At 39.3% G+C, this 24,695-nt stretch carries 22 protein-coding genes; 13 read left to right on the forward strand and 9 right to left on the reverse strand.

The annotated features are described in order from the left end of the window. Window positions 1-130: 130 nt before the first annotated feature. Complete coding sequence (locus tag HC176_RS13945) at window positions 131-697, reverse strand: DUF4136 domain-containing protein (RefSeq protein WP_167919320.1); 567 nt, start codon at window positions 695-697, stop codon at window positions 131-133. Between the two features lie 73 nt (window positions 698-770). Then, window positions 771-935, reverse strand: coding sequence for a C1orf53 family protein (locus HC176_RS13950; RefSeq protein WP_167919322.1), 165 nt, complete (start codon window positions 933-935; stop codon window positions 771-773). A 49-nt stretch (window positions 936-984) separates the two neighbouring features. Here HC176_RS13950 and HC176_RS13955 point away from each other — a divergent pair, with 49 nt between their 5' ends. Genes HC176_RS13955 through hemL form a run of 4 tightly spaced genes read left to right on the forward strand, consistent with a single transcriptional unit; the run spans window position 985 to window position 4,338 of the window. Beyond that, entirely contained in the window at window positions 985-1,377 is a 393-nt protein-coding gene (locus HC176_RS13955) for a hypothetical protein (protein ID WP_245234904.1), read from the forward strand. Further along, window positions 1,313-2,227: a 1-aminocyclopropane-1-carboxylate deaminase/D-cysteine desulfhydrase gene (locus HC176_RS13960; RefSeq protein ID WP_167919324.1), complete on the forward strand. Its 915-nt coding sequence runs from the start codon at window positions 1,313-1,315 to the stop codon at window positions 2,225-2,227. The genes HC176_RS13955 and HC176_RS13960 overlap by 65 nt, the downstream gene beginning before the upstream one ends. Continuing rightward, a complete protein-coding gene (locus HC176_RS13965; RefSeq protein ID WP_167919326.1) occupies window positions 2,228-3,043 on the forward strand; it encodes a glucosaminidase domain-containing protein in 816 nt (271 codons plus the stop codon). Between the two features lie 8 nt (window positions 3,044-3,051). After that, complete coding sequence (hemL, locus tag HC176_RS13970) at window positions 3,052-4,338, forward strand: glutamate-1-semialdehyde 2,1-aminomutase (protein WP_167919328.1); 1,287 nt, start codon at window positions 3,052-3,054, stop codon at window positions 4,336-4,338. 76 nt (window positions 4,339-4,414) lie between these two features. Here hemL and HC176_RS13975 read toward each other — a convergent pair whose 3' ends face one another. The 4 genes from HC176_RS13975 to lysS form a co-directional block, all read right to left on the reverse strand. Further along, complete coding sequence (locus HC176_RS13975) at window positions 4,415-4,882, reverse strand: Spy/CpxP family protein refolding chaperone (RefSeq protein ID WP_167919330.1); 468 nt, start codon at window positions 4,880-4,882, stop codon at window positions 4,415-4,417. 106 nt (window positions 4,883-4,988) lie between these two features. After that, window positions 4,989-6,206 carry a hypothetical protein gene (locus HC176_RS13980; protein WP_167919332.1) on the reverse strand — a complete coding sequence of 406 codons (1,218 nt, stop codon included), beginning with the start codon at window positions 6,204-6,206 and terminating at the stop codon, window positions 4,989-4,991. Between the two features lie 280 nt (window positions 6,207-6,486). After that, window positions 6,487-8,541, reverse strand: coding sequence for a response regulator (locus HC176_RS13985; RefSeq protein ID WP_167919334.1), 2,055 nt, complete (start codon window positions 8,539-8,541; stop codon window positions 6,487-6,489). Window positions 8,542-8,692: 151 nt separating this feature from the next. After that, window positions 8,693-10,381 carry a lysine--tRNA ligase gene (gene lysS, locus HC176_RS13990; RefSeq protein ID WP_167919336.1) on the reverse strand — a complete coding sequence of 563 codons (1,689 nt, stop codon included), beginning with the start codon at window positions 10,379-10,381 and terminating at the stop codon, window positions 8,693-8,695. A 197-nt stretch (window positions 10,382-10,578) separates the two neighbouring features. Between lysS and HC176_RS13995 the strand changes: the two genes are divergently transcribed. The 3 genes from HC176_RS13995 to HC176_RS14005 are packed head-to-tail and all read left to right on the forward strand — an operon-like array spanning window position 10,579 to window position 12,300. After that, window positions 10,579-10,737, forward strand: coding sequence for a YqaE/Pmp3 family membrane protein (locus HC176_RS13995; protein WP_167919338.1), 159 nt, complete (start codon window positions 10,579-10,581; stop codon window positions 10,735-10,737). 29 nt (window positions 10,738-10,766) lie between these two features. After that, on the forward strand, window positions 10,767-11,471 hold the full coding sequence (gene lipB / locus HC176_RS14000; RefSeq protein WP_167919340.1) for a lipoyl(octanoyl) transferase LipB: 705 nt from the start codon (window positions 10,767-10,769) through the stop codon (window positions 11,469-11,471). A gap of 28 nt (window positions 11,472-11,499) precedes the next feature. After that, window positions 11,500-12,300 carry a class I SAM-dependent methyltransferase gene (locus tag HC176_RS14005; protein ID WP_167919391.1) on the forward strand — a complete coding sequence of 267 codons (801 nt, stop codon included), beginning with the start codon at window positions 11,500-11,502 and terminating at the stop codon, window positions 12,298-12,300. A 105-nt stretch (window positions 12,301-12,405) separates the two neighbouring features. Here HC176_RS14005 and HC176_RS14010 read toward each other — a convergent pair whose 3' ends face one another. Continuing rightward, window positions 12,406-13,185 (reverse strand): hypothetical protein, encoded by a 780-nt coding sequence (locus HC176_RS14010; protein WP_167919342.1) that lies wholly within the window; start codon window positions 13,183-13,185, stop codon window positions 12,406-12,408. A gap of 99 nt (window positions 13,186-13,284) precedes the next feature. Next, the gene (locus tag HC176_RS14015) at window positions 13,285-13,524 is read right to left on the reverse strand and encodes a hypothetical protein (RefSeq protein ID WP_167919344.1); all 240 of its coding nucleotides are present in this window, start codon (window positions 13,522-13,524) and stop codon (window positions 13,285-13,287) included. Between the two features lie 133 nt (window positions 13,525-13,657). Here HC176_RS14015 and HC176_RS14020 point away from each other — a divergent pair, with 133 nt between their 5' ends. The 6 genes from HC176_RS14020 (at window position 13,658) to HC176_RS14045 (ending at window position 24,382) form a co-directional block, all read left to right on the forward strand. After that, a complete protein-coding gene (locus tag HC176_RS14020) occupies window positions 13,658-15,613 on the forward strand; it encodes a peptidylprolyl isomerase (RefSeq protein WP_167919346.1) in 1,956 nt (651 codons plus the stop codon). Window positions 15,614-15,634: 21 nt separating this feature from the next. After that, window positions 15,635-16,465 (forward strand): peptidyl-prolyl cis-trans isomerase, encoded by an 831-nt coding sequence (locus HC176_RS14025; protein ID WP_425338205.1) that lies wholly within the window; start codon window positions 15,635-15,637, stop codon window positions 16,463-16,465. Continuing rightward, a complete protein-coding gene (locus HC176_RS14030) occupies window positions 16,428-17,885 on the forward strand; it encodes a peptidylprolyl isomerase (protein ID WP_167919348.1) in 1,458 nt (485 codons plus the stop codon). Before HC176_RS14025 ends, HC176_RS14030 begins: the two co-directional genes overlap by 38 nt. Before the next feature lie 4 nt (window positions 17,886-17,889). Continuing rightward, window positions 17,890-18,843, forward strand: coding sequence for an AAA family ATPase (locus HC176_RS14035; protein ID WP_167919350.1), 954 nt, complete (start codon window positions 17,890-17,892; stop codon window positions 18,841-18,843). Window positions 18,844-19,199: 356 nt separating this feature from the next. After that, the gene (locus tag HC176_RS14040) at window positions 19,200-21,980 is read left to right on the forward strand and encodes a bifunctional aconitate hydratase 2/2-methylisocitrate dehydratase (RefSeq protein WP_167919352.1); all 2,781 of its coding nucleotides are present in this window, start codon (window positions 19,200-19,202) and stop codon (window positions 21,978-21,980) included. Between the two features lie 134 nt (window positions 21,981-22,114). Then, window positions 22,115-24,382 carry an aconitate hydratase gene (locus tag HC176_RS14045; RefSeq protein WP_167919354.1) on the forward strand — a complete coding sequence of 756 codons (2,268 nt, stop codon included), beginning with the start codon at window positions 22,115-22,117 and terminating at the stop codon, window positions 24,380-24,382. Between the two features lie 104 nt (window positions 24,383-24,486). Here HC176_RS14045 and HC176_RS14050 read toward each other — a convergent pair whose 3' ends face one another. Next, complete coding sequence (locus HC176_RS14050) at window positions 24,487-24,690, reverse strand: hypothetical protein (RefSeq protein ID WP_167919356.1); 204 nt, start codon at window positions 24,688-24,690, stop codon at window positions 24,487-24,489. Between the last annotated feature and the right edge of the window lie 5 nt (window positions 24,691-24,695).

Here is a 24,695-nt window from a genome sequence, read left to right on the forward strand (position 1 = left end):
CCCTGTAAGAAAGACTGAAAACTTTTTACGGGCTACATTTAAATCAAAATATCCAACCTCTTATAAAACCAATGTTTTTATAAAAAAGAAAATCGCCTAAATATTACTTTTTAGACGACCTCTTTTAAGTCTATTTCTGCATTTGGGGAGGGTACTTTTGCATAATTTCAGAAACAAATTCCTTAATGCGCTCTTCTTTTTTCTCCATGTTTCTGCTTAAGTAACCGGTACCCATTCCTTGCCAAATCAATTCTTTTTTATCAGCATCAATCAGGTCGATATAAAGTGTGCCTTCAGTGCTTACTGATGTAGTTGGCTGGTTCCAGCCCCATCCCCAACCGGGTCCGAAGCCGCCCCAAGGGCCCCAACCGCCCCATCCCCAGGCGCCGTAGCCCCAGGCATTGTTGTAAACATCAACACGTTGTTGCGATTTGGTAAACAAACTTACCAATAAATCGGGGTTTTCAGATTTCGTAAATCCTTTGGACAAAAGTTCGGCCTCAATGGCGCGTAAAATTCGGCGTTTATCTAAATCGCTTATTTCAGCCTTATCAATACCTGTTTTAAAAAAAGCAAAGGTTTTGTAGTCGTTAAATGTGGCGTTTTTGTCGTAATCGGCAGCTGTTCTAATGGAGCTGCACGAAGTTATCACCATAAGCAAGACCAAAATAGGTAAGGTTTTTAGTAAATTTTTCATAGCAAAATAAAGTTAAAGGTTCTCAAATTGAATACATTATATTATACAATAACATCAAGAATCATACCAAGGGTTATGGTTTTTGCGTGTTCGTTTTTCTATCATAGCCGTAGGGGCAATGTCTGCATCCGCTTTTGCAGCAGTACCCTCGTTTTAAGTGGTATTGCTCGGTAAAACAGCGGTAACCTTCGGGCGTTAAGTAATAATCGCCTTCTTCAATGGGGACAATCTTTTTCATCTCATACAAAGATAGTGTAAATTGGATTGATTTTTGATTGCAGTAAAACATGATTTTAATTTCAAAATATTTAGTGCCGAGAGGTTATACGGGCATGGCCATTTTTCCTTTTGTGTTTTTAAAATCGAAAGGTTTAAAGGGCGATAAGCAGCTTTTAAATCATGAAAGCATCCATTTACGACAGCAGTTGGAACTTTTGGTGATTCCGTTTTATATATGCTATATTTTGGAGTTTTTGGTGAGATTACTTCAGTTTAAAAACTGGCAAAAAGCGTATCGAAATATTTCTTTCGAAAGAGAAGCTTTTGCAAACGAAAATCGTTTATATTATCTTAAAAACCGACCATTTTGGGCTTTTTTGAAGTATCTTCGCAGCCATGGAATTCAGCCTTCAAAACAGTGTAAACCAGCAAATTTTTCTTCCGAAGGAGAAAGAAATTGAACTGTTTATAAAGCGAGAAGACCGCATTCATCCCTTTGTTTCGGGTAATAAGTATCGAAAATTAAAGTACAATCTAATTGAAGCCAAAGATCAAGGTTTTAAAACGTTACTGACTTTTGGCGGGGCATTTTCAAACCACATTGCTGCAGTAGCTTCGGCGGGTAACGGAATGGGATTTAATACCATTGGAATTATTCGTGGGGGCGAACTTGGCGATAAAATTAACGACAACCCAACACTAAAATTCGCCGAACAAAACGGCATGCAATTTAAGTTTGTGCCGCGCGATGTGTATAGAAACAAGCATTCCGAAACATTTATGAATGAATTGAAAAAGGAATTCGGCCGTTTTTATACCATTCCGGAAGGAGGTACCAATGCTTTGGCCGTAAAGGGCTGTGAAGACATTTTAACCGAAACCGATAAACAATTCGATTATATATGTTGTGCGGTGGGCACGGGTGGCACTATTTCTGGGGTCATCAATTGTTTAAAACCCGGTCAACAAGTTTTGGGTTTTCCAGCACTAAAAGGCGACTTTTTACAACAAGATATTAGTAAATTTGCAACCAACAGTCAATGGAAGCTTATTGCCGATTATCATTTTGGGGGATATGCCAAAATAAATGCCGAATTGGTGGCGTTTATCAATCAGTTTAAAAAGCAAAACCAAGTGCCGTTAGACCCGGTTTATACGGGAAAAATGCTGTTTGGGATTTTCGATTTGATTGAAAAAAACTATTTTCCGAAAGGAGCAAAAATATTGGCCATCCATACTGGAGGTGTGCAGGGCATTGACGGGATGAACCAACTATTGAAAAAGAAAAATTTACCGATAATTGATAAATAAATGAAGAGAATAATCATCGTTTTTTGTGTCGCAGCTTTCTTCTTTAGCTGTAAATCGAAAAAAGCTATTGTCACTAAAAAAAGAACTGACCGCACCGAGCGTGTTGAAAGAACAGTTGAAACGCCCGCCGAAACGCAAACCATTGAAACCCCAACAACCACAAAGGTTTATGCTAATAATACCGAACGTTACATCGATGAGTACAAAGATGTGGCGCAAAATGAAATGCGGTTGTATGGCATTCCGGCGAGTATCACATTGGCACAGGGCATTTTGGAATCGGGCTCGGGTAGGGGAAGGCTATCGGTTGAAGCCAATAACCACTTCGGTATTAAATGCCACGAATGGACGGGAGCACGAATTTATCATGACGATGATAAAAGCCAAGAATGCTTCCGTAAATACAAAGATGCCAAATATTCATTCCGGGATCACTCATTGTTTTTAACCGAGCGCCGACGGTATTCGCCACTTTTCAGCTTAAAAAAGGAAGATTATAAAGGTTGGGCTAAAGGGTTAAAAGCCGCTGGATATGCTACCGATAGAAAATACCCCGATAAACTTATTAGTTTAATTGAACGTTATAATTTGCATGAGTACGATAAGGCGGTTTTAGGGAATTCCTATACGCCATACCAACCCGAAGTAGCCGAAAACCAACAGACCACCTACACGGTATCAAAAGGCGATACTTTGTATTCCATTTCAAAAAGATACGATACCACAGTTGAGGAACTTCAAAATTTAAATGGTTTAACAGACACAACGCTCAGTATCGGGCAGGTACTTTTGGTTAAACCGACATCAAAAAATTAAAATTTTATATGATTTATAAACGAAGCAGTGCATTATTCGCAGAAGCAGAAAAAGTAATTCCAGGAGGCGTAAACTCACCCGTTAGGGCGTTTAAAGGCGTTGGCGGAACACCGATTTTTATTAAGGAAGCCAAAGGGGCTTATTTGTACGACGAAGATGGTAACCGATTGGTAGATTACATCAATTCTTGGGGGCCGATGATTTTGGGCCACGCCCACAAACCCGTGGTGGATGCCGTAATTGAAAAAGCCAAAAAAGGCACCTCGTTTGGAACGCCTACCGAAATTGAAACCAAAATAGCCGAATTGGCCGTTTCGATGGTGCCCAATATCGATAAAATACGATTTGTAAATTCCGGTACCGAGGCCTGTATGAGTGCCGTGCGTTTGGCGCGTGGGTTTACTGGGAAAGATAAAATAATAAAATTTGCGGGCTGCTACCATGGGCATTCCGATTCGTTTTTAATCCAGGCCGGTAGTGGTGCCAGTACTTTTGGAACACCAAATAGCCCCGGCGTAACCCAAGGCACGGCAAAAGATACTTTGTTGGCCAGATACAACGATATTGAAAATGTAAAGGAAATTATTGAGGCGAATAAAAATGAAATTGCCTGCATCATTATTGAGCCCGTGGCCGGAAATATGGGCTGTGTGCCGCCAAAGGAAGGCTTCTTGGAAGGCTTGAGAGCGCTCTGCGACACCCATAATATTTTGCTCATTTTTGATGAAGTGATGACCGGTTTTAGATTGGCAAAAGGTGGAGCCCAAGAATTATTTGGGGTAAAGGCCGATTTAGTTTGCTTCGGAAAAGTAATTGGTGGCGGTTTGCCCGTTGGGGCATTTGCTGCGCGCAACGAAATTATGAACTATTTGGCACCATTAGGACCAGTTTACCAGGCGGGGACATTAAGTGGAAACCCATTGGCAATGGCGGCCGGTTTGGCCATGCTCACTGAGTTGAATAGTGATGCCCAAATATTTAATCGTTTGGCTGAAAAAACGGAATATTTACACCAAGGCATAGCAAAAGTTTTGAACGAAAATAAGGTGGTGCATACCATAAACCGAACGGGGTCAATGATTTCGGTGCATTTTGATGATAGAGAGGTGGTTGATTTTGATACCGCAGCCAACGGAAATAACGATACTTTTAAAACGTTTTTTCACGGTATGCTGAATCAAGGGGTTTATATCGCGCCCAGCGCTTTCGAAACCTGGTTTATTACAGATGCCCTAACTTATGAAGATTTAGATTTTACCATCAATGCCGTAAATGAAGTGGCAAAAACATTGTAGTGTAAAAAGAAAACGCATTTCCTAATACTCGGAAATGCGTTTTTCATCAACAAACTAAACTAAAATCAATCAAATTTTATTTTCGGTGCTCCTTTTTTCTGAAGTCTCTTTTTTTATCGCCGCTTTTCATTTTCTTTCTGGCTAGTGGTTTCTCCCATTTTGCATATTGCTCTTCATTTAAAATCTTTTTCATTTTCGCTTTCATGGCAATTTGGTGGTCTAACTTGGCATTCATCATTTTCAAGCGTTCTTCTTTCGATGGTTTTTCCATATTGCCGCTTTCCTTTTTCGCTTTATAGGCTTCCATCATTTCCTTGCGCTTTTTGGCGTTTTCAAGGCTTATATTATAAATGTCGTCCTGTTGCGATTTGTTCAAATCTAAATGCAGGGTCATTTTTTTGGTGTACAATGTGGCAGCTTCCTCCGGAGAAAGATCGTGCATCAAGTGCATTTTGTCTTTTCTATCCAATTTTTGTGGGCCTTGGGCGTAAGCAACACCTTGTAAGGCTACAAAAGCCACGGCGATAATCATTAACTTTTTCATTTTTATTGTTTTAAAGGTTCTTTCTGCTAATAAGACCGTGGAAAATGAAAAAGGTTTAAGGCGATAAATTTTTTAACTTGAAGTTAACAACTTATCGAAACAGCTGTTATTTGATAAATGGGAAAGACAGCCCGATACCTGTTTGGAAATCGGGTGCATTATTTACCTCAAAATCTTCTTTGATATAAATGGAAAGTTTAAAATTCGGTTTTCCATAGGTATAAACGAAATTCCAGTTTTGAAGGGGGGTGTAAAGTGTGTACACCCCGTTGTGCCAGCCGCCGTTTATTTCTTTCCACTTGCCCGAAAGCTTAAAATATCCGTATTCTTCCCTTTGATTATATCGGGTTTGCGCCTGAAAATTTACCCCGAAGGCATTGTAATTGCCCTTTTTGGTGTACTTGGTAATTTCAAAATGCGACTCTAAAGTGCCTAAATATTTATTGTTACCCAGATCGATGACTTCCTTAAAATTGACGAAGTTTTTTCGGAGTATGTTGGCTCCTAATGCAAAATGGATTTGGTAATTGTTTTTAAGGTTGATTTTTTTAACGGCATTGGCAGAAATACCGGCATCCATTGATGAATTGAAACGAGATGTGTTTAATCCTAAATGGCTACCAAAATTCACAAAAATATTACGGGTTTTACTGAATGAAAACTTTGGGTAATAATAATGGCTCAATTCAATACCGCCCAGAAAGAAATGGTTTTGCCGCAATTCCATGGTGTTTCCGTTGCGATCCAAATACTTGAAATTGACTTGGTTCATACCGTAATAGCGCCTTCCGTAAGGGTCTTCGCCTCCCGCAATGTTGCTGTGAAACCACTCGATGCTTTCGTCGCCAGTAAAAATGGAAAAAGGATATTTTCCTTTGGTAATCCAATTATGCCTGAAATTGAGGTTTATTTCGTGCTGTCGGTTGATGGGGATGGCAAAATTCAACCTGAATTCTTTTATAACAGCATCAACAACTATGTTCATGTAATCGGCCGGAGTCGTTTCCTGATCGATATATGTAAATGGGCGATCGTGCCATTTTATGTTGCTTAACCGTTCCCTAACTTCGGGGTCTTTGGGGAAGTAAGCTTCAACATACGGATGGAAATTATTACCGCTAATATGGTCTATGGTAAATGTAGGTTTTGTTGAGGGGGCAATTTTAAAGTTGGTGTTAAGCCTGGAGCTGAAAATGCCAAAATGATGGGTAGAGAGCAAACTGGGTTTATCGATGCCATTTTTGTAGAAAAGACTATCTTTTTTTTGTGCTTTTACGGTTACTGAAAAAGTAAATAAAAAGAAGAGTAGTAGGAGTTTTAGCATCGGGCAAAAATAATTAAATATAGGAAGTCTTGTAAAACTTCTTAAAAAAATTAACACACATATGATGCGCTCTTAACAAACTTATAAAACTGTAAATGTGAATGTTAAATATTTCAAAATTACTTTTCCAAATCAAAATTATTATGTCTCTTTGTACTGTTAGTTTAGTTTAGTTAGTGCATTTTTAAATGCAAAAAGTTAAAGTTTAGTTTGTTACAAAAGTCAGTTATGAAAATAACTGGCTTTTTTTGGTTTTATGTGTGCTTTAGAATAATGTCCTTTAATCGTTTGAAAAATGGAAATGCAGTAGTTTGTATAGGTGTTCTTTTTTAAAGGGTTTCGATAGGTAATTGTTCATTCCACTTTCAAGAGCCTGATCTATAGCTTCGGTGGTGACATTGGCTGATAGCCCGAAAATAATTACGTCCTCGTCTTGTTTTCTTATTTCGCGGGTGGCCTCCCAGCCGTCCATAACAGGCATATGGATATCCATAAAAATAAGATGATAAGGTTTTTCTTGAAATTTCTCTAAGGCTAGTTGACCGTTTTTTGCAGCATCTGGTGTAATGCCCAAATCCTCAAGGAATTTTTTGAGAACGATAATATTCAGGTTGTTGTCGTCAACAATCAATACGCTTAAGTTAGAGTAATCTACTTTTTGGTTTACGGGTATTTGTTTTTCAACGTGCTGCTTGTCGGCAAGCTTGAACAACATATTGAATTTAAACTTCGTGCCTTTATTTGGAGTACTTTTTACTTTAATTTTGCCGCCCATCATATTGATTAAAACCTTACAGATAGCCAAGCCTAAGCCGCTGCCTTCATACTGTTTTTTCACGCCGTTTTCCACTTGGGTAAATCTGTCGAAAATAGTTTTTAAGCGGTCTTTTGGTATGCCAATACCAGTATCTTTTATGGTAACATGTACACGTAATTCGTTTTCACCTACTAGGTCTTCGCTATAGTTTACGGTTACACCACCAGTGTTTGTAAACTTTAAGCCGTTTTTAACAATGTTGTTTATTACTTGGATGAACTTGCTTTCATCTCCAATAACATTTAGTCCGCGAACATTTTTAAAATTTGATTTGAGGTAAAGGTTCTTCTTGACAAAAATAAATTGATTAACTTCAATAAGCTCTTTTATTTTTTCAAGCGGATTGAAATTGGTTTCGACCAGCTCGGTTTTCCCCGATTCAATTTTTTCAATGTCTAGAATATCGTTGATAATATTTAGCAGGTTGTTGGAAGATTTTTCCATTAAGTCTAAATATTCTTTATCAGTTTTGTTGAGTTTGCTGTCTTTTAATAATTCGATAAAGCCAAGTACGGCGTGCAAAGGCGTTCTTATTTCGTGGCTCATATTGGCCAAGAATTCAGATTTGGCCTTCGAAGCTTTCTCGGCCCGATTCCGCTCATTGTTGAGTTTTTCGTTGGTGTTTAAGAGCATGGCGTTAGACCTTAAGGCCAGTTTCGTGCCTTCGCGGGCTCTCAAGTAAAAGTTGATTAGTAAACTAGTAAGAATACAAAAAAGAACTCCAACCCCCAAGGCTATATTTGTTATGAGCCTGTTTTCTGAAAGATAGAGTTTGTTGCTGGGCGTTACTTTTAAATGCCAACTTTGGTTGTCTAAAGGGTCGATTAAAATACTGTCTTGGTAAACTAGCTTTTTTTCGGTTAAAAGTTTGTTTTCTGTGTTTAAAGCGTAAAATAGGTTCGATTTGTGATCCCAAAGTTCAATGGCATATTGGTCTTCCAAACTGGTGGCCAGTTTGTTGAACTTTTCAGAAAAGTCGACCCCGCCTGTAATAGTGCCTTGAAACGTGTTTTGAAAAGTAATGGGGAAATCAATTAAAAAAGCTTCTCCACTTTGGGTAAGCTTGGACCATGGGGTAATATTTGGTGAATCGGTATAGCGGTGCCTTAACCATTCGTCTCTGCGGTATTCAATTTTGGATATATCTAAATTTAAAGCCCCTTCGTTTCCTTTTAGGGGCATAATTTTTCGGATTACCATGGTGCTGTCAATCCATTCCAGAAACCTAAACGATGGATTTTGTTTAAGGAGCATACTGGCATCTTGTTCCCAATGATTCAGATACATGCCATCGGTAAACTCTATCCTTGTTTTTAAATTGTGAATTTGAGCAAAATCTGCCTTGACAATGTTAGTAAACTCTTTAAAAACAAGTTTTCCAGTTTGAATGACGTTTTCTTCAATTAACCGGTTACTGTTGATTAGAGCTTTGTTCCAAACTAGAATTACAATGAGCACCGTAATGGTGAAAGATGCTATTGGAAATAGAACAACTTTTTTTTTAAGTTTGCTTAACATTGCATTTAGTTAGGGCTATTATTAGAGAGAGGTGCAATATCATTTTGATTTAAGCCACGTTTAAAGGGTTAGTTTTGCATCGAAGTTATTAATATTTTTAGAATTAATAAAATTTTCATTTTTTGGATGCGGTTGTAGATTTTAAAACACATTAAATCACACCAACAAACAATCCATCATCGGTCTTTTCAACCTTGGCTAAATTGTTTTTAGTGAGTTCTTTAATGGTTTTGTCCCATTTTTTATTTGAAAGTCCCGATTGCGTTTTTAAATCGACAAGTTCTAGTTTTTCGGCTTTTTTCAAAATTTCGAAAACCGCTTTGGCATCTTCGCTAATGGCCACGGCTTTTTTCTCTGGACGCATTTGTGGGAAGAATAACACTTCCTGAATGGATTGGTTGTTGGTTAAAAACATAATCAATCGGTCCATACCAATACCCATACCAGACGTTGGCGGCATGCCGTATTCCAAAGCACGTAAGAAATCGTGATCTATAAATTCAGTAGCTTCGTCGTCCCCTTTGGCGGCTAGTTTCAATTGGTGCTCAAAACGCTCGCGCTGGTCGATAGGGTCGTTCAGTTCAGAATAGGCATTGGCAATTTCCTTACCGCAAACCATCAGCTCAAAACGTTCGGTCAATTCAGGATTGTCTCGGTGCTCTTTGCATAACGGGCTCATTTCTTTTGGGTAGTCGGTAATGAAAGTAGGCTGGATGTAGTTGCCCTCACATTTTTCACCAAAAATTTCATCGATTAATTTTCCTTTACCCATGGTGTTGTCAACTTCAACACCCAAATCTATAGCGGCTTGGCGTATTTCATCTTCACTTTTGCCTGTAATATCGAATCCAGTAAATTCTTTTATGGAATCGGCCATGGTTACTCGGGCATAAGGCGCTTTAAAGTCTATGTCGTGTTCACCAAATTTCACTTTTGTGGTGCCGTTAACGGCTGTGGCGCAGTGTTCCAATAAACGCTCGCAGAAGTCCATCATCCAGTTGTAGTCTTTGTAGGCTACATAAATTTCCATGGCAGTAAACTCTGGGTTGTGGGTGCGATCCATTCCTTCATTTCTAAAGTTTTTAGAAAATTCGTAAACCCCTTCAAAACCACCAACAATCAATCTTTTTAAATACAATTCGTTGGCAATACGCATGTACAAGGGCACATCTAAGGCATTGTGGTGTGTTACGAACGGGCGCGCCGCTGCACCACCAGGAATAGGTTGCAAAACAGGTGTTTCTACCTCAAAATAGCCCGCATCGTTAAAAAACTGACGCATGGCATTAAATAATTTGGTACGCTTAACAAATACGTTTTTTACCTGTGGATTCACCACTAAATCGGCATAACGTTGTCTGTAGCGTTGCTCGGGGTCGGTAAAGGCATCGTAAACCTTGCCGTCTTTTTCTTTAGGAACGGGTAGTGGTTTTAAAGCTTTACTCAATAAGGTAAAGTCTTTAACATTAATGGTTTTTTCGCCCACCTTGGTAGTGAACAATTCACCTTCAACGCCAATAAAATCACCGAAATCCAATAGCTTTTTAAATACGTCGTTGTATTTGGTTTTATCTTCTCCGGGGCAAATTTCGTCGCGGTTAAAATAGACTTGTATTTTTCCTTCTGCATCCTGCAATTGGGCAAAACTCGCTTTGCCTTGAACCCTTATCATCATTAATCGGCCTGCAGCTACAACCTTTTTGCCTTCCTCAAATTGTTCTTTAATTTGTTTGGAAGTATCGGTTACAGGGTATAAGTCGGCTGGGTAAGGATTAATATCCAACTCACGAAGTTTTTTTAACTTGTCTCTTCTTACTAATTCTTGTTCTGAAAGCTGCATGCTAATTTTTAATTTTGAGTTTGGCCCTTTTCGAGCGAGTGCAAAATTACGTTATTTTCAAAAAAATAGCACATAACTTACTAGGAGATTTTGGGCGCCATACAACATTGCCAAACTTTATGCAGCTTAAATTGTAACAAAAGAATGGTTTTCCCGTCGAATAGGTCATATCATCAATCATCAAAATAAAATAGAATATGAGTTTTTGGAGAGTTCTGCTTTCAATTATATGTCCGCCATTGGCCGTTTTAGATAAAGGTTGTGGTTCCATCTTTATCGTTTTTTTACTGTGGCTTTGCGGCTGGGTGCCCGGAGTGATTGCTGCTTTGGTTATCCTTAACAATCCCAAGCGATAGATTCTAAATTTGTCGTAATTTTGCAAACTATGAATAAAAAGGTTCAACTGCAGGATTTAGGATTTAAGGATTACAAACAAACTTGGGATTACCAAGAGCAACTCTTTAAGGGCATTGTTGACGCCAAAATTAAAAATAGGCGTGAAGAAACCGACTTTGAAACCAACAATTACTTTTTGTTTGTTGAGCATCCGCACGTTTATACCTTAGGAAAGAGTGGCGATTTGTCGAATTTACTTTTGAATGAATCACAGCTCACCGAAAAAGGAGCAACCTTTTATAAAATAAACCGCGGTGGCGATATTACTTACCACGGGCCGGGGCAAATTGTAGGCTATCCTATTTTAGACCTCGACAATTTTTTTACCGATATACACAAATACCTGCGTTTGCTTGAGGAAATGATTATTTTAACCTTGGGCGAATACGGTTTAAAAGCCGAACGAAGCGATGGCGAAACAGGAGTATGGCTGGATGTGGGCACACCCTTTGCCCGAAAAATATGTGCCATGGGCGTTCGTGCCAGCCGGTGGGTAACCATGCACGGTTTTGCGCTTAATATAAATGCCGATTTAGGCTATTTCGATAATATTATTCCCTGTGGCATTCGTGGAAAATCGGTGACTTCACTAAACGTGGAACTCGGTAAAAAGAAAGTTGACGAAGCAGAAGTGAAAGATAAACTGCTCAAACACTTTTCTGAACTTTTTGAGGCGGAGTTCATTGAAAAATAGATAATGTTTTTTGGGGAATTCTGATAAAATGGGCAATAACAAGCAATATTTTGAAACCAACAGGCAAACCTGGAACCAAAAAGTAAAGGTGCATGCCCAAAGCGATATGTACAACCTTGAAGCCTTTAAACAGGGAAAATCGTCATTGATGCCTTATGAATTGGAAGCCTTGGGTGATGTTAACGGAAAATCGCTATTGCATTTGCAGTGCCATTTTGGTCAAGATACTTTGAGTTGGAGCCGAATGGGCGCAACCTGCACGGGCGTTGATATTAGCGATGAGGGCATCCAGTTGGCGAAACAGCTCAATGACGAGCTACAGCAAAACGTCCAGTTTGTGTGTTGCAATGTGCTGGATACCTCAAAATTTGTGACCGAACAATTCGATATCGTTTTTACCAGTTATGGCGTTATCGGTTGGTTGCCCGATTTAAAACCATGGGGCAAAATGATTGCCGAACGATTAAAAACAGGCGGCACATTTTTTATGACTGAATTCCACCCCATAGTTTGGATGTTTGATTATTTGGACGACACACCAAAAATGCAATACGGCTATATGCAAAACGAAGTGATTTATGGAGAATACCAAGGTACTTATGCCGACGAACACGCTAAAATAACCAGCAAGGAATACGGCTGGAACCACGGCCTAAGCGAAGTTGTCAATGCATTGACCGAAGCAGGGTTGCACATAGACTGTTTAAACGAATACAACGAAAGCCCATATAACGTACTGCCCAATTTAACCGAAACCGAAAACGGTATGTTTGTAACACAAGACCAACTGTATCCTTTAATTTTCACGTTGAAGGCAACGAAATTATAATGGTTTTGAAAAATAGCAAACGCCCTTAAAATGGGCGTTTTCATATAGTGTTTTTAGAAAATTATGGGGTTGTGGAACGGTTACCGGTTTTGTGTGTAGTACTTTTTAGCTCAACTTAAATTTATCCAATGTGTCAATTCCAAACCTTTGACAGAAAAGTGCAAGTTCATTGAATTCTTGGTAATTGAATTCTACTCTTTGGTTTTCTGTAAAAAGTTTTGATTTTGGTGTGTCGTCCATTTCCATTTTAGTTTCTGACGTTATTATGTCGAATCGTTCTAAGTTTTTCGTCTGTCCGTTATTGGTTAGTTTGAATTTCAAAAACCACCATTTTAGTTCAAGCCCATTTTGCACATTAAAATCTGTCGGTCTCACAATTCCATTTCTGTGAACTAAACATCTTCTTACTCTATTTATAGTTTCGACTTCCGATTTATATGTTAGTGGTTGCTTTAATGATCCCTCTACTTTTTTAATCAAAGAAGGGAAGTTTTTAGTCGAATTACTGTCGTTTGTTTCAAAGATTAATTCTTTGATTTTTTCCAAAGTCAATTTGTTGTTTTTTTGAATTTTTTCTTTCAAATCGATTATATGGGAAAAGCTAATTAACAACTCCGTTAAAGCAGAGATTAAATCTTCAAATCCTTTTTTTAAAATCCAATGCTTAAAATTCTGTTTGCTTTGGTCTAAAGTGAGCTTTCCAATTGGTGTCTGCATAAAAATGGAATCATCTTCTAAACTTAGAGAATCAGGTAATTCCGTTGTCGTTTCAAGTGCGTTCATTCCAAAAAACACAGAATTTGTGCATTCAGATAACTTACTGTTTAGTGTTATCAGTAAATCAGATGGATTTAATTTTAATGTTGCTGTTAAATTTTTACTCATTTTCTCGTATTGCACACAACATCCGGATAAACCAATTGTGTTTATTATAAATTAGTTCACTAAAATAGCCGAAAAACTCTACAAAATAAAATTCAAAACTCAACTTTCGGTATAAACCTGTCCGCGGTGCGGTTTTAGGGCGTCACGAATGGGTTTCATTTGGTCTTCATCAACCACCAAAAAGGCGGTGCTGTGGTGTTCAGAGAGGGTTTCTACACCGGTAATGTTCAGGTTTAGGTTTTCAATGGCAATGTATTCCTTTAAATGGATTTCGTGGTGCTGTGCCGTTTTCTGGGCGTTGGGCCCACGGAAGTCCCAAATCAGTTTCAGTTTTCGCATGTTTTCCATCGTAAAAATTACGGGCTAAATATAGGTTAAAATAAACAATAACAGCTATTTTTGGGCGTTTACAAAACAACTTGTATTATAGGTATATATTAGTATTTTTGTATCCATCGAAAAAAAATATTCCATGAAATTAAAACATATCGTTACTTTATTTTTTGCGTTTTTGGCTTTTGGTGTAAATGGGCAAACCAGCAGCAACGAAACCCTTTTTACGGTGGATGGAAGCCCGGTGTACGTATCGGAATTTGTTAAGGTTTACAAGAAAAACCTCGACTTGGTACAAGACGAATCGCAAAAGGATGTTGACGAATATTTAAAGCTGTTTACCAACTATAAATTAAAGTTGAAGGAAGCCAAAGCCTTGGGGCTTAACGAGGATGCCAATTATTTGCGCGAACTGAACAACTACAAAAAGCAATTGGCCAAAAGTTATATGACCGATAGTAAAGTTACCGATGCTTTGGTGGAAGAGGCTTACCAGCGTGTGTCGCAGGAAGTAAATGCCAACCATATTTTGGTAAAGGTTGATGAAAATGCCAGCCCAAACGATACTTTGGCGGCTTATAATGAAATTGTGAAACTGCGCGAAAGGGCCTTAAAGGAAGGTTTTGAGAAAGTACGCGCCGAAGTGCACAACGGCCAAACGGTTTTTGGAGAGCAGCTAGGGTATTTTTCAGGGTTTAGAATGGTTTACAAATTTGAAAACGCCGCATTCAATACGCCAGTTGGGGAGATTTCGCAGCCGTTCCGCACCCGTTTTGGTTACCATATTGTCAATGTGTTGGATAAGCGCCCATCGAAAGGCGAAGTCACCGTTGCCCATATTATGGTAGTTGAAAAACCAAACGATTCGCTGGCCGAAAAACCAGAAACAAGAATTAACGATATTTATAAAAAGTTACAGCAGGGCGAGGACTTTGCGTCGTTGGCAAAACAATTTTCAGACGATAAGAATTCTGCTGTAAAAGGTGGTGAATTGGCGCCTTTTTCTAGCGGACAATTGCGTGCCAAAGAATTTGAAGACGTGGCATTCGGTCTGAAAAATGAAGGTGACGTTTCCGAACCTTTTAAAACCGATTTTGGTTGGCACATCGTAAAGCTAATCAATAAAAAGCCCGTGCCCGAATTTGAAACTTTAAAACCAGAACTGGTAAACAAAGTGAAGCGTGATAGCCGTTCGCAATTAATTGACGAGGCCTTAATCGATAAATTGAAAGCTAAATATAACATTGGCAATCCGCCATCCGATTTGGAGTATTTTGCCTCCATTTTAAACGACGATTATTTCAGTAGAAACTGGAAGTTGCCCGAAAACCTAGATGGAGAAAAACCATTTTTGAAAATAGGAAACAAACAGCTTACCTACCAAGATTTTGCCAATTACTTGGAAAATCAACAGCGCAATACCACGCCAAAACAATCTTTTGAAACTTTGGTGGCCAGTAAATACGAAGCGTTTTTAAAGCAACAATTACTTAACTATCAAGAAGAAAATTTGGAAAACGAAAATGAAGAATATGCCGATATCGTTACCGAATACAGAGACGGCTTGCTACTTTTCGAACTGATGGAAAATACCATTTGGAATGCCGGTACCACCGACACCATTGCGATAAAAGAATACTACGAGGCGAACAAAAGCAAATACGTATCGCCCGAGCGTATTGATGCCGTGATAGCATCGTCGTCCAAACAAAAAACCTTAAAAAAAGTAGCCAAATTATTGAAGCAGGATATGGCTGTTGAGCGTATCAAATCCTTGGTAAACAGCAACGATGCCATCGAGGTGATATTCACTTCAGAAGTCATGGAAGTCAACCACCAGGCGCTTCCCGAAGGTTTGGAATTTAAGAAGGGTATTTCAAAAATCCACAAGCACAATGGAGCATATGTTATCGTAAAAATTAACGATGTATTGCCCGAAACTCAAAAAACATTCGAGGACGCCAAAGGCTTGGTCATTGCCGATTACCAAAACCATAAAGAAGAAAAGTGGTTAAGCGAATTGGCTGAAAAGTACCCTGTAAAGGTTGACGAGGACGTACTTTCGAAGGTAAAAAAACAACTTAACAACAAATAGGTGCGGTACAGTTTATCCATAATGGCCATGTTGGCTTTGCTGTTTTCTTGCGAATATTTAAAGAAAACAGACGAGCGCAAACCGGTGGCACGCGTAAACGAAAGCTATTTGTTTGAAGAAGATATAAAAAACCTTGTGCCTCAAGGGGCGTCGAAAGAAGACAGCACCCTTTTGGTGGAAAACTTCATCAACCGATGGGCTACCCAACAATTGCTCATGGATGGCGCTAAACTCAACCTGAGTGAAGAAAAACAGAGTAATTTCAATAAACTGGTAGAACAGTATAAAATCGATTTGTACACCAAAGCTTATATGGAAGCCTTGGTGAAAAAGAATATCGATACGGTTATTGCAGATGAAGAGGCAGAGCGTTATTACGAAAACAACAAAGCCGTTTTTAAACTTAACGAAGAACTCATCAAGTTCAGATACGTCAACCTTGATGAAAACATGATTAATTATGAGGATGTAAAAAAACGTTTCGAACGCTATAACGATAGGGACAAGCGTATTTTAGATTCCATTTCCATTCAGTTTAAATCCTATTCCTTTAAAGATTCGGTTTGGATAAGGCTCAGTCAAGCCATACGGAAGATTCCAGCGGTAACGCCTGAAAATAAAGAGCAATTGTTAAAAAAATCTAATTTTATACAGCTCAAAGATTCATTAGGAGTATATTTGATGCAAATTAACGACGTGCTGTTGCGAAACGAAACTGCGCCGTTGGAGTATGTTAGGCCAACCATAAACCAGATTGTTATCAATAAAAGAAAGTTGGACCTCATTAGGGAATTAGAAAAAGATATTACGAAAGATGCTGTTAAAAACAAAGAATTTGAAATTTATAAATAACATAAAACATATTGCTTTTGTCGCAATAACCCTGTTTACAGTGAATATTTTGACTGCCCAGGAAATTATTGAAGACGAAGAGGAAGTGGCTGTGGCCGAAACAAAAGCGTCGGTTTCCAATGTGCAAACGGGTAAAAAAGTAGATGGCGTTGCCGCTGTGGTAGGCGATTATATTGTATTGGATTCGGATGTTGAAAAAGAGCGCGAGCAAATAAAAGCCGCCGGTGGATCGGTTGAAGGTGTGGAAGATTGCCAATTGTTCGGTCTCATGCTTGAAAAAAAGCTGTATGCGCACCATGCCATTCAGGATAGTATTCCGGTTTCCGATGCTGAAATTCGCCAAAGTGTTGAGTACCAAATTCAACAGTTTTTGCAGCAAACCAACGGTTCAATGGACCGCCTTTTGGAGTTCTATAACATGGAAGACGAAAAAACGTTTCGTAACGAAATGTTCGAGATTAATAAAGCCAACCAATTGGCAGCGAAAATGCAGGCCAAAATTGTTGAGGGAGTTGAAATTACTCCAGAAGAGGTGCGAACGTTTTTCAATAATATTCCTAAAGATGAAAGACCAACGTTCGGTACTGAGTTGAAAGTGGCACAAATTGTGGCCGAGCCTAAAGTTTCGGAAGAGGAAGAACAAAGAATTATTGATCGTTTAAAGCAGTTTAAAACCGATGTAGTTGAAAACGGGGCGAGTTTTCGGTCTAAAGCAATTTTGTATTCTGAAGACCCAGGATCTGCAAGCCGCGGGGGTAAATACACCCTAAACCGTAAGCAGCCAAAAATGGTGAGGGAGTTTAGGCAAGTAGCCTTTGCATTGCGTGAGGGCGAGGTGTCCGATCCCTTTAAAACCGATTATGGCTACCACATTATTATGCTCGAAAAAATTAGAGGGCAGGAGTACGATGTCGCACACATTTTATTAACGCCAAAAGTGTCTGATGAGGCCATCAAAGAAGCTAAAGAGCGATTGGAAAAAATACGCCAGCGCATTGTTGATGGCGATATTTCGTTTGCCGATGCCGCACGTGAGGCCAGTGACGAAAAAGAAACCCGTGCCGATGGCGGACAGCTAATTAACCCAACCACACAAGATTATAATTTCGAATTGACCCGTATGGATCCCGAACTGTACGCGCAAATACAAAATGTAAAAGATGGCGAAGTAAGTTTGGTGCAAAGGGAGGAAGATCGTACCGGAAAGGTGAGTTTTAAAATTTTGATGGTTACCGATAGGATTGATGAGCACGAAGCCGATTACGCCCGCGACTTTTTAAAGATTAAAGAATTGGCCCTTGAAGAAAAGAAAATCAAGGAAATTGAAAAGTGGCAAAAAGAAAAAATTATGGATACTTACATAAAAATAAGCGGAAAGTATAGAGATTGTGAGTTTTCCAATAACTGGTTAAAACAATAAATTTATGGGTGATGTCGCTGCCATCGAGCAATTTGTAAAACAGTACAAAAACCTTAAAAACGAAATAGCCAAAGTTATTATCGGGCAAGACGAGGTCGTTAACCAAATACTCATTTCTATTTTTTCTGGTGGCCACTCCTTGTTAATTGGGGTGCCGGGCTTGGCAAAAACCTTAATGGTGAATACCATTTCGCAAGCTTTGGGGTTAGATTTTAAGCGCATCCAGTTTACACCAGATTTAATGCCCAGCGATATTCTGGGAAGTGAAATTTTAGATGAAGATCGCCATTTTAAATTCATAAAAGGGCCTATTTTCTCCAATATTATTTTGGCCGACGAGATTAACCGTACGCCACCAAAAACCCAGGCCGCTCTGTTAGAGGCCATGCAGGAACGCGCGGTAACCGTAGCGGGGCATCATTACAAACTGGAATTGCCTTATTTTGTGTTGGCAACCCAAAACCCAATAGAACAGGAAGGTACTTATCCGTTGCCCGAAGCGCAGTTAGACCGTTTCATGTTTGCTATTAATTTGGAGTATCCTTCGTTTAAGGAAGAAGTTGAGGTGGTAAAATCGACAACCAGCGATGCTAAAGTAGAAGTAAAAGCGCTTTTTACGGCTCAGCAAATTATCGATTTTCAGCATTTAATCCGTCGCATTCCGGTGGCCGATAATGTGATTGAATACGCTGTGGCGATGGTGGGCAAAACACGTCCGAATTCTGATGCTGCACCTGAAATTGTAAAAACCTACATAGACTGGGGAGCTGGGCCAAGAGCGTCGCAAAACCTAGTATTAGCGGCCAAAACACATGCAGCTATTAACGGCAAGTTTTCTCCAGATTTTGAAGATGTTCAAGCCGTGGCTAAAAGTATTCTAAGGCATAGAATTATAAAAAACTACAAAGCAGAGGCTGAAGGGATTACCGAAGAACAAGTTATTGAAAGTTTATTTTAACTAAGTTTAGGAGGAAAACTTCCTTTTATAATGTTAACACTCTAAGAAATTCGGTTTGCTTAAACGTTTGAATTGATAATTTGTCAATTTTATTTCATTAAAATTTCATAATAACCAAAACAATTCAGCTTTAAATGTCACAATAATAATTTGGATGTTAAAGCGGCTGTATTGGGGGCGTAATATTTAAATTTTAGCGTTAATTTTAGTATTTTGCGTCGCTTTTTATAAAACTAAAAACAAAGAAAATATAAATAGGCTTTTAAGGCTATGGTCGGCCTGAGCGACTTTAAAAAACGCTTCAGGTGATGCAAAGCTTTTATTGTTTGGGGCCTAAAATTTGAAAAAGACTTAACATGAACATTTACGACGATTACATCAAAGAAATTGAAGAAAGAAAGGCACAGGGGCTTCACCCTAAGCCGATTGAAAGTGCAGACTTGCTCGCTGAGATTATTGAGCAGATTAAAGATGCTGGAAATGCCAACAGAGCAGATTCACTTAAATTTTTCATTTATAATACAGTGCCCGGAACTACAGGTGCTGCTGGTGTAAAAGCAAAGTTTTTAAAGGAGGTTATTCTTGGGGAAGTTGCGGTAGAAGAAATCACGACAACCTTTGCCTTTGAATTATTGTCGCACATGAAAGGTGGGCCTTCTGTTGAGGTACTTTTAGATTTGGCTTTAGGAAATGATGAGGCTATCGCCAAACAAGCGGCAGAGGTTTTAAAAACGCAAGTGTTCTTGTATGAGGCTGATATGGCTCGTATTGAAGAAGCCTTTAAATCAGGTAATGCCATAGCAAAAGAATTGTTGGAAAGTTATGCTAACGCAGAGTTCTTTACAAAGCTTCCAGAAGTGGAGGAAGAGATAAAAATAGTAACATTCATTGCGGGTACAGGTGATATTTCTACCGATTTATTGTCGCCAGGTGCCGATGCGCATTCGCGTTCTGATAGAGAGTTACACGGACAGTGTATTTTCGAGCATAACAAAGAAATGCAGCAGGAATTAACTGCTTTGAAAGAGCAGCACCCAGACAAGCGTGTGATGCTTATTGCTGAAAAAGGAACCATGGGAGTGGGGTCTTCTAGAATGTCTGGTGTAAACAACGTAGCGTTGTGGACGGGTATTCAAGCCAGTCCGTATGTGCCATTCATCAACATTGCACCAATTATTGCGGGTACAAATGGTATTTCTCCAATTTTCTTAACTACCGTAGGTGTAACAGGAGGTATTGGTATCGACCTTAAAAACTGGGTAAAGAAAACCGATGCAGAAGGAAATACAGTGGTTGACGAAAACGGCGATCCTGTTTTAGAGCAAGTATATTCTGTTGAGACAGGAACGGTTCTAACTATTAACACCAAAACAAAGAAATTATACAACGGCGTTAAAGAATTAAAAGATATTTCAGCAGCGTTAACTCCTCAAAAAATGGAGTTTATTAAAGCTGGTGGATCTTACGCAGTAGTTTTCGGTAAAAAATTACAAACCTTTGCTGCTGGTGTTTTAGGTATTGAGGCACCTGTAGTTTACGCGCCTTCAAAAGAAATTTCTATTGAAGGGCAAGGTTTAACTGCCGTTGAAAAAATATTCAATAAAAATGCCGTAGGAACTACGCCGGGCAAAACCCTGCACGCTGGATCGGATGTGCGTGTTGAAGTAAACATCGTAGGGTCGCAAGATACTACGGGATTGATGACATCGCAGGAATTGGAAGCGATGGCAGCAACGGTTATCTCTCCAATTGTTGATGCAGGTTACCAATCGGGATGTCATACCGCTTCAGTTTGGGATGATAAATCGAAGGCTAACATTCCGAAGTTGATGAAATTTATGAACGATTTCGGTTTAATTACCGGTCGTGATCCAAAAGGTGAATACCACGCCATGACCGACGTAATCCACAAAGTACTTAACGATATTACGGTAAGCGATTGGGACATCATCATTGGTGGTGATTCGCACACACGTATGTCAAAAGGAGTAGCTTTTGGTGCCGATTCAGGAACCGTGGCCTTGGCTTTAGCAACTGGTGAGGCTACCATGCCTATTCCAGAGTCGGTTAAGGTAACCTTCAAAGGACAAATGAGAAGCTTCATGGATTTCCGTGATGTGGTTCACGCTACGCAACAACAAATGTTAAAGCAATTTGGTGGTGAAAACGTATTTCAAGGAAGAATCATCGAGGTGCATATCGGTACTTTAACTTCCGATCAAGCCTTTACGTTTACTGACTGGACAGCAGAAATGAAGGCTAAAGCATCTATTTGTATTTCAGAAGATGAAACTTTAATCGAGTCTTTGGAAATCGCCAAAGGTCGTATCCAAATCATGATTGATAAAGGAATGGATAACGATAAGCAAGTGCTTCAAGGTTTGGTTGACAAGGCCAACAACAGAATTCAGGAATTGAAAACCGGAATTAAACCATCGTTGCGTCCTGATGCCAATGCAAAGTATTATGCTGAAGTGGTTATCGATTTAGATGAAATCGCTGAGCCAATGATTGCCGATCCAGATGTAAATAACGAAGATGTTTCTAAACGTTATACTCACGACACGATTCGTCCGTTGTCTTACTACGGCGGTACTAAACAAGTCGATTTAGGTTTCGTAGGGTCTTGTATGGTTCATAAAGGCGATATGAAAATTTTAGCTCAAATGCTGAAAAATATTGAATCTCAACAAGGTAAAGTGGAGTTTAAAGCACCATTGGTTGTTGCTCCTCCAACATACAATATTGTTGACGAATTGAAAGCAGAAGGCGATTGGGAAGTGCTTCAAAAATACTCAGGTTTCGAGTTTGATGATAATGCACCAAAAGCTGCTGCACGTACCAAGTATGAAAATATGCTTTACTTAGAGCGTCCAGGTTGTAACCTTTGTATGGGTAACCAAGAAAAGGCTGAACCAGGAGATACGGTAATGGCAACCTCTACCCGCTTGTTCCAAGGCCGTGTGGTTAAGGATTCAGGAGAGAAAAAAGGAGAGTCGTTACTATCTTCAACTCCAGTGGTAGTTCTTTCAACTATATTGGGAAGGACACCAACCATGGCAGAGTACGAAGCCGCTGTTGAGGGTATTGTTTTAACCAAGTTTAAGCCATCTCAAAAACAGTTGATCAACGCATAATTATATTGACCAATTATAAATTGAAAGCCCAAATCTGATGATTTGGGCTTTTCTGTTTATTATAACTAAGATTTTTAGTATTTTAGTGAGGAATGAAAAGTTAAGTTTAATTTTAAAAAATAACAAAAACACATATGGCATTTGATATTGATATGATAAAAGGGGTTTACTCTAATATTGAAGAGCGTGTAGACAAAGCACGCGAAATAGTAGGTAAGCCACTAACCTTATCCGAAAAGATTTTATACTCCCACCTTTGGGATGGAAACCCGACCAAGGCCTATGTTAGAGGAAAAGATTATGTGGATTTTGCCCCAGATAGGATTGCCTGCCAGGATGCTACGGCACAAATGGCGTTATTGCAGTTTATGCAAGCTGGAAAAGATAAAGTGGCGGTGCCAACAACGGTACATTGCGACCACCTAATTCAAGCCAAAGAAGGCGCTGCGACCGATTTGCGACATGCCAATGATGTGAGTAGTGAGGTTTTCAACTTCTTGGAGTCAGTATCCAATAAATATGGTATTGGTTTTTGGAAACCAGGAGCGGGTATTATCCATCAAGTGGTTTTAGAAAACTATGCTTTTCCAGGCGGAATGATGATTGGTACCGATTCGCATACCGTAAATGCTGGCGGATTAGGCATGGTAGCAGTTGGAGTTGGTGGTGCAGACGCGGTTGACGTAATGGCCGGAATGGCTTGGGAGCTTAAATTCCCGAAATTGATTGGAGTAAAATTAACTGGGAAACTTTCAGGGTGGACAGCACCAAAAGACGTGATATTAAAAGTGGCCGAAATTCTTACCGTAAAAGGAGGAACAGGAGCTATTGTTGAATACTTTGGTCCTGGAGCAACGTCAATGTCGTGTACAGGAAAAGGTACCATTTGTAATATGGGAGCCGAAATTGGAGCCACAACATCAACGTTTGGATATGATGAATCTATGGAACGTTATTTGCGTTCTACAGACCGTGCCGATGTGGCCGATGCCGCAAATAAAGTAAAAGAATATTTAACAGCCGATCCCGAAGTATATGCCAACCCAGAGCAATATTTCGATCAAGTCATAGAAATTAACCTTTCTGAATTAGGGCCGTTATTAAATGGGCCGTTTACTCCCGATTTATCTACTGAAGTAGGGAAGGACATGACCAAAAAAGCCCAAGAAAACGATTGGCCGATCAAAGTGGAATGGGGATTGATAGGTTCGTGTACCAATTCGTCCTACGAAGATTTGTCAAGGGCATCGTCAATTGCACAACAGGCACTAGATAAAAAACTAAAAACAAAGGCGGAATTCGGTATTAATCCAGGTTCAGAGCAAGTGCGTTACACTGCCGAGCGTGATGGTATTTTAGAGGTTTTTGAAAAACTGGATGCCAAAATATTTACTAATGCTTGTGGACCATGTATAGGGCAGTGGGCTAGATATAAGGATCCGAAGAACGCACCAAAGAATAGTATAGTTCACTCGTTTAACAGGAACTTTGCTAAACGCGCCGATGGTAACCCAAATACCCACGCCTTCGTGGCTTCACCAGAATTGACGGCCGCTATAGCCATTGCTGGGCGTTTGGATTTTAATCCACTTACCGATAAATTAATAAATGAAGATGGCGAAGAAGTGATGTTGGATGAGCCAACAGGATGGGAATTACCTCCAAAAGGTTTTGAAGTTAAAGATAACGGTTATTTAGCACCCGAAGAAGATGGAAGTCATGTTCAAGTGGAAGTGAAACCAGATTCGGAACGCTTACAATTGCTAACACCATTTGAGCCTCTAGGAGATTCCATTACAGGAGCGAAATTGTTGATTAAAGCCTTCGGAAAATGTACAACAGACCATATTTCAATGGCTGGACCTTGGTTACGTTTTAGAGGACACTTAGATAATATTGCCAATAATACCTTAATTGGAGCGGTAAATGCCTTCAATCAAAAAACTAACTTTGTGAAAAATCAGTTAACGGGTGAGTATGGCGGTGTACCAGATGTACAACGCGAATACAAAGAGGCCGGAATTAAATCGGTAGTTGTGGGTGACCATAACTATGGTGAAGGGTCGTCTCGTGAGCATGCCGCTATGCAGCCGAGACACTTGGGCGTTGCAGCCGTAATCGTGAAGTCGTTTGCCCGTATTCACGAAACCAATCTTAAAAAACAAGGTATGTTAGGATTGACTTTCGACAATGAGAATGATTACGACCTAATCGAGGAAGACGATACGTTCAACTTTTTGGATCTAGATCAGTTTGCACCAGATAAGCAGTTGACTGTGGAAGTAGTGCATAGCGATGGAACTAAGGACACTATTAAGCTGAACCATACTTATAATGCTGCGCAAATAGCATGGTACAAAGAAGGTTCTGCTTTGAATTTGATTAAAAAACAAAATGCATAATCCTAAAATAATCTAATGTTTAAATCCAGCCGCAGGGCTGGATTTTTTTTCATAAAAAAAGCTTCTCCAAAATAGAGAAGCTTTATAAAATATGCTTTTAAGCATCATTCGCCTAATTCTTCTTGCTCTTGCGGTGTAATATCCTCTCCTCTTGCCTTGGTATATAGTAGGTTAATAACAATGGCAAAAAATGAAATAGTCATTACGGTAAGAACGACAAAATTATCCAAAAGATCTAATATGCCGAAAACAAAAATGCCTACGCCCATTATTCCTGTTAAAATAATTGATTGTTTGTCGCTTAACATAAAGT

The sequence above is a fragment of the Tamlana crocina genome (genome assembly GCF_012037625.1).

What these genes read in the sequence shown, in the direction of transcription:
- HC176_RS14035 (WP_167919350.1), top strand. Translation starts at nt 17,890, where the DNA reads ATGGGTGATGTCGCTGCCATCGAGCAATTTGTAAAACAGTACAAAAAC.
- HC176_RS14005 (WP_167919391.1), top strand. Translation starts at nt 11,500, where the DNA reads ATGGGCAATAACAAGCAATATTTTGAAACCAACAGGCAAACCTGGAAC.
- HC176_RS13965 (WP_167919326.1), top strand. Translation starts at nt 2,228, where the DNA reads ATGAAGAGAATAATCATCGTTTTTTGTGTCGCAGCTTTCTTCTTTAGC.
- HC176_RS14025 (WP_425338205.1), top strand. Translation starts at nt 15,635, where the DNA reads ATGGCCATGTTGGCTTTGCTGTTTTCTTGCGAATATTTAAAGAAAACA.
- HC176_RS13960 (WP_167919324.1), top strand. Translation starts at nt 1,313, where the DNA reads ATGGAATTCAGCCTTCAAAACAGTGTAAACCAGCAAATTTTTCTTCCG.
- HC176_RS13980 (WP_167919332.1), bottom strand. Translation starts at nt 6,206, where the DNA reads ATGCTAAAACTCCTACTACTCTTCTTTTTATTTACTTTTTCAGTAACC.
- HC176_RS13955 (WP_245234904.1), top strand. Translation starts at nt 985, where the DNA reads ATGATTTTAATTTCAAAATATTTAGTGCCGAGAGGTTATACGGGCATG.
- HC176_RS14010 (WP_167919342.1), bottom strand. Translation starts at nt 13,185, where the DNA reads ATGAGTAAAAATTTAACAGCAACATTAAAATTAAATCCATCTGATTTA.
- HC176_RS13985 (WP_167919334.1), bottom strand. Translation starts at nt 8,541, where the DNA reads ATGTTAAGCAAACTTAAAAAAAAAGTTGTTCTATTTCCAATAGCATCT.
- HC176_RS13995 (WP_167919338.1), top strand. Translation starts at nt 10,579, where the DNA reads ATGAGTTTTTGGAGAGTTCTGCTTTCAATTATATGTCCGCCATTGGCC.
- HC176_RS14040 (WP_167919352.1), top strand. Translation starts at nt 19,200, where the DNA reads ATGAACATTTACGACGATTACATCAAAGAAATTGAAGAAAGAAAGGCA.
- HC176_RS14050 (WP_167919356.1), bottom strand. Translation starts at nt 24,690, where the DNA reads ATGTTAAGCGACAAACAATCAATTATTTTAACAGGAATAATGGGCGTA.
- HC176_RS13945 (WP_167919320.1), bottom strand. Translation starts at nt 697, where the DNA reads ATGAAAAATTTACTAAAAACCTTACCTATTTTGGTCTTGCTTATGGTG.
- HC176_RS13950 (WP_167919322.1), bottom strand. Translation starts at nt 935, where the DNA reads ATGAAAAAGATTGTCCCCATTGAAGAAGGCGATTATTACTTAACGCCC.
- HC176_RS14030 (WP_167919348.1), top strand. Translation starts at nt 16,428, where the DNA reads ATGCTGTTAAAAACAAAGAATTTGAAATTTATAAATAACATAAAACAT.
- lipB (WP_167919340.1), top strand. Translation starts at nt 10,767, where the DNA reads ATGAATAAAAAGGTTCAACTGCAGGATTTAGGATTTAAGGATTACAAA.
- HC176_RS14020 (WP_167919346.1), top strand. Translation starts at nt 13,658, where the DNA reads ATGAAATTAAAACATATCGTTACTTTATTTTTTGCGTTTTTGGCTTTT.
- hemL (WP_167919328.1), top strand. Translation starts at nt 3,052, where the DNA reads ATGATTTATAAACGAAGCAGTGCATTATTCGCAGAAGCAGAAAAAGTA.
- HC176_RS14045 (WP_167919354.1), top strand. Translation starts at nt 22,115, where the DNA reads ATGGCATTTGATATTGATATGATAAAAGGGGTTTACTCTAATATTGAA.
- HC176_RS13975 (WP_167919330.1), bottom strand. Translation starts at nt 4,882, where the DNA reads ATGAAAAAGTTAATGATTATCGCCGTGGCTTTTGTAGCCTTACAAGGT.
- lysS (WP_167919336.1), bottom strand. Translation starts at nt 10,381, where the DNA reads ATGCAGCTTTCAGAACAAGAATTAGTAAGAAGAGACAAGTTAAAAAAA.
- HC176_RS14015 (WP_167919344.1), bottom strand. Translation starts at nt 13,524, where the DNA reads ATGCGAAAACTGAAACTGATTTGGGACTTCCGTGGGCCCAACGCCCAG.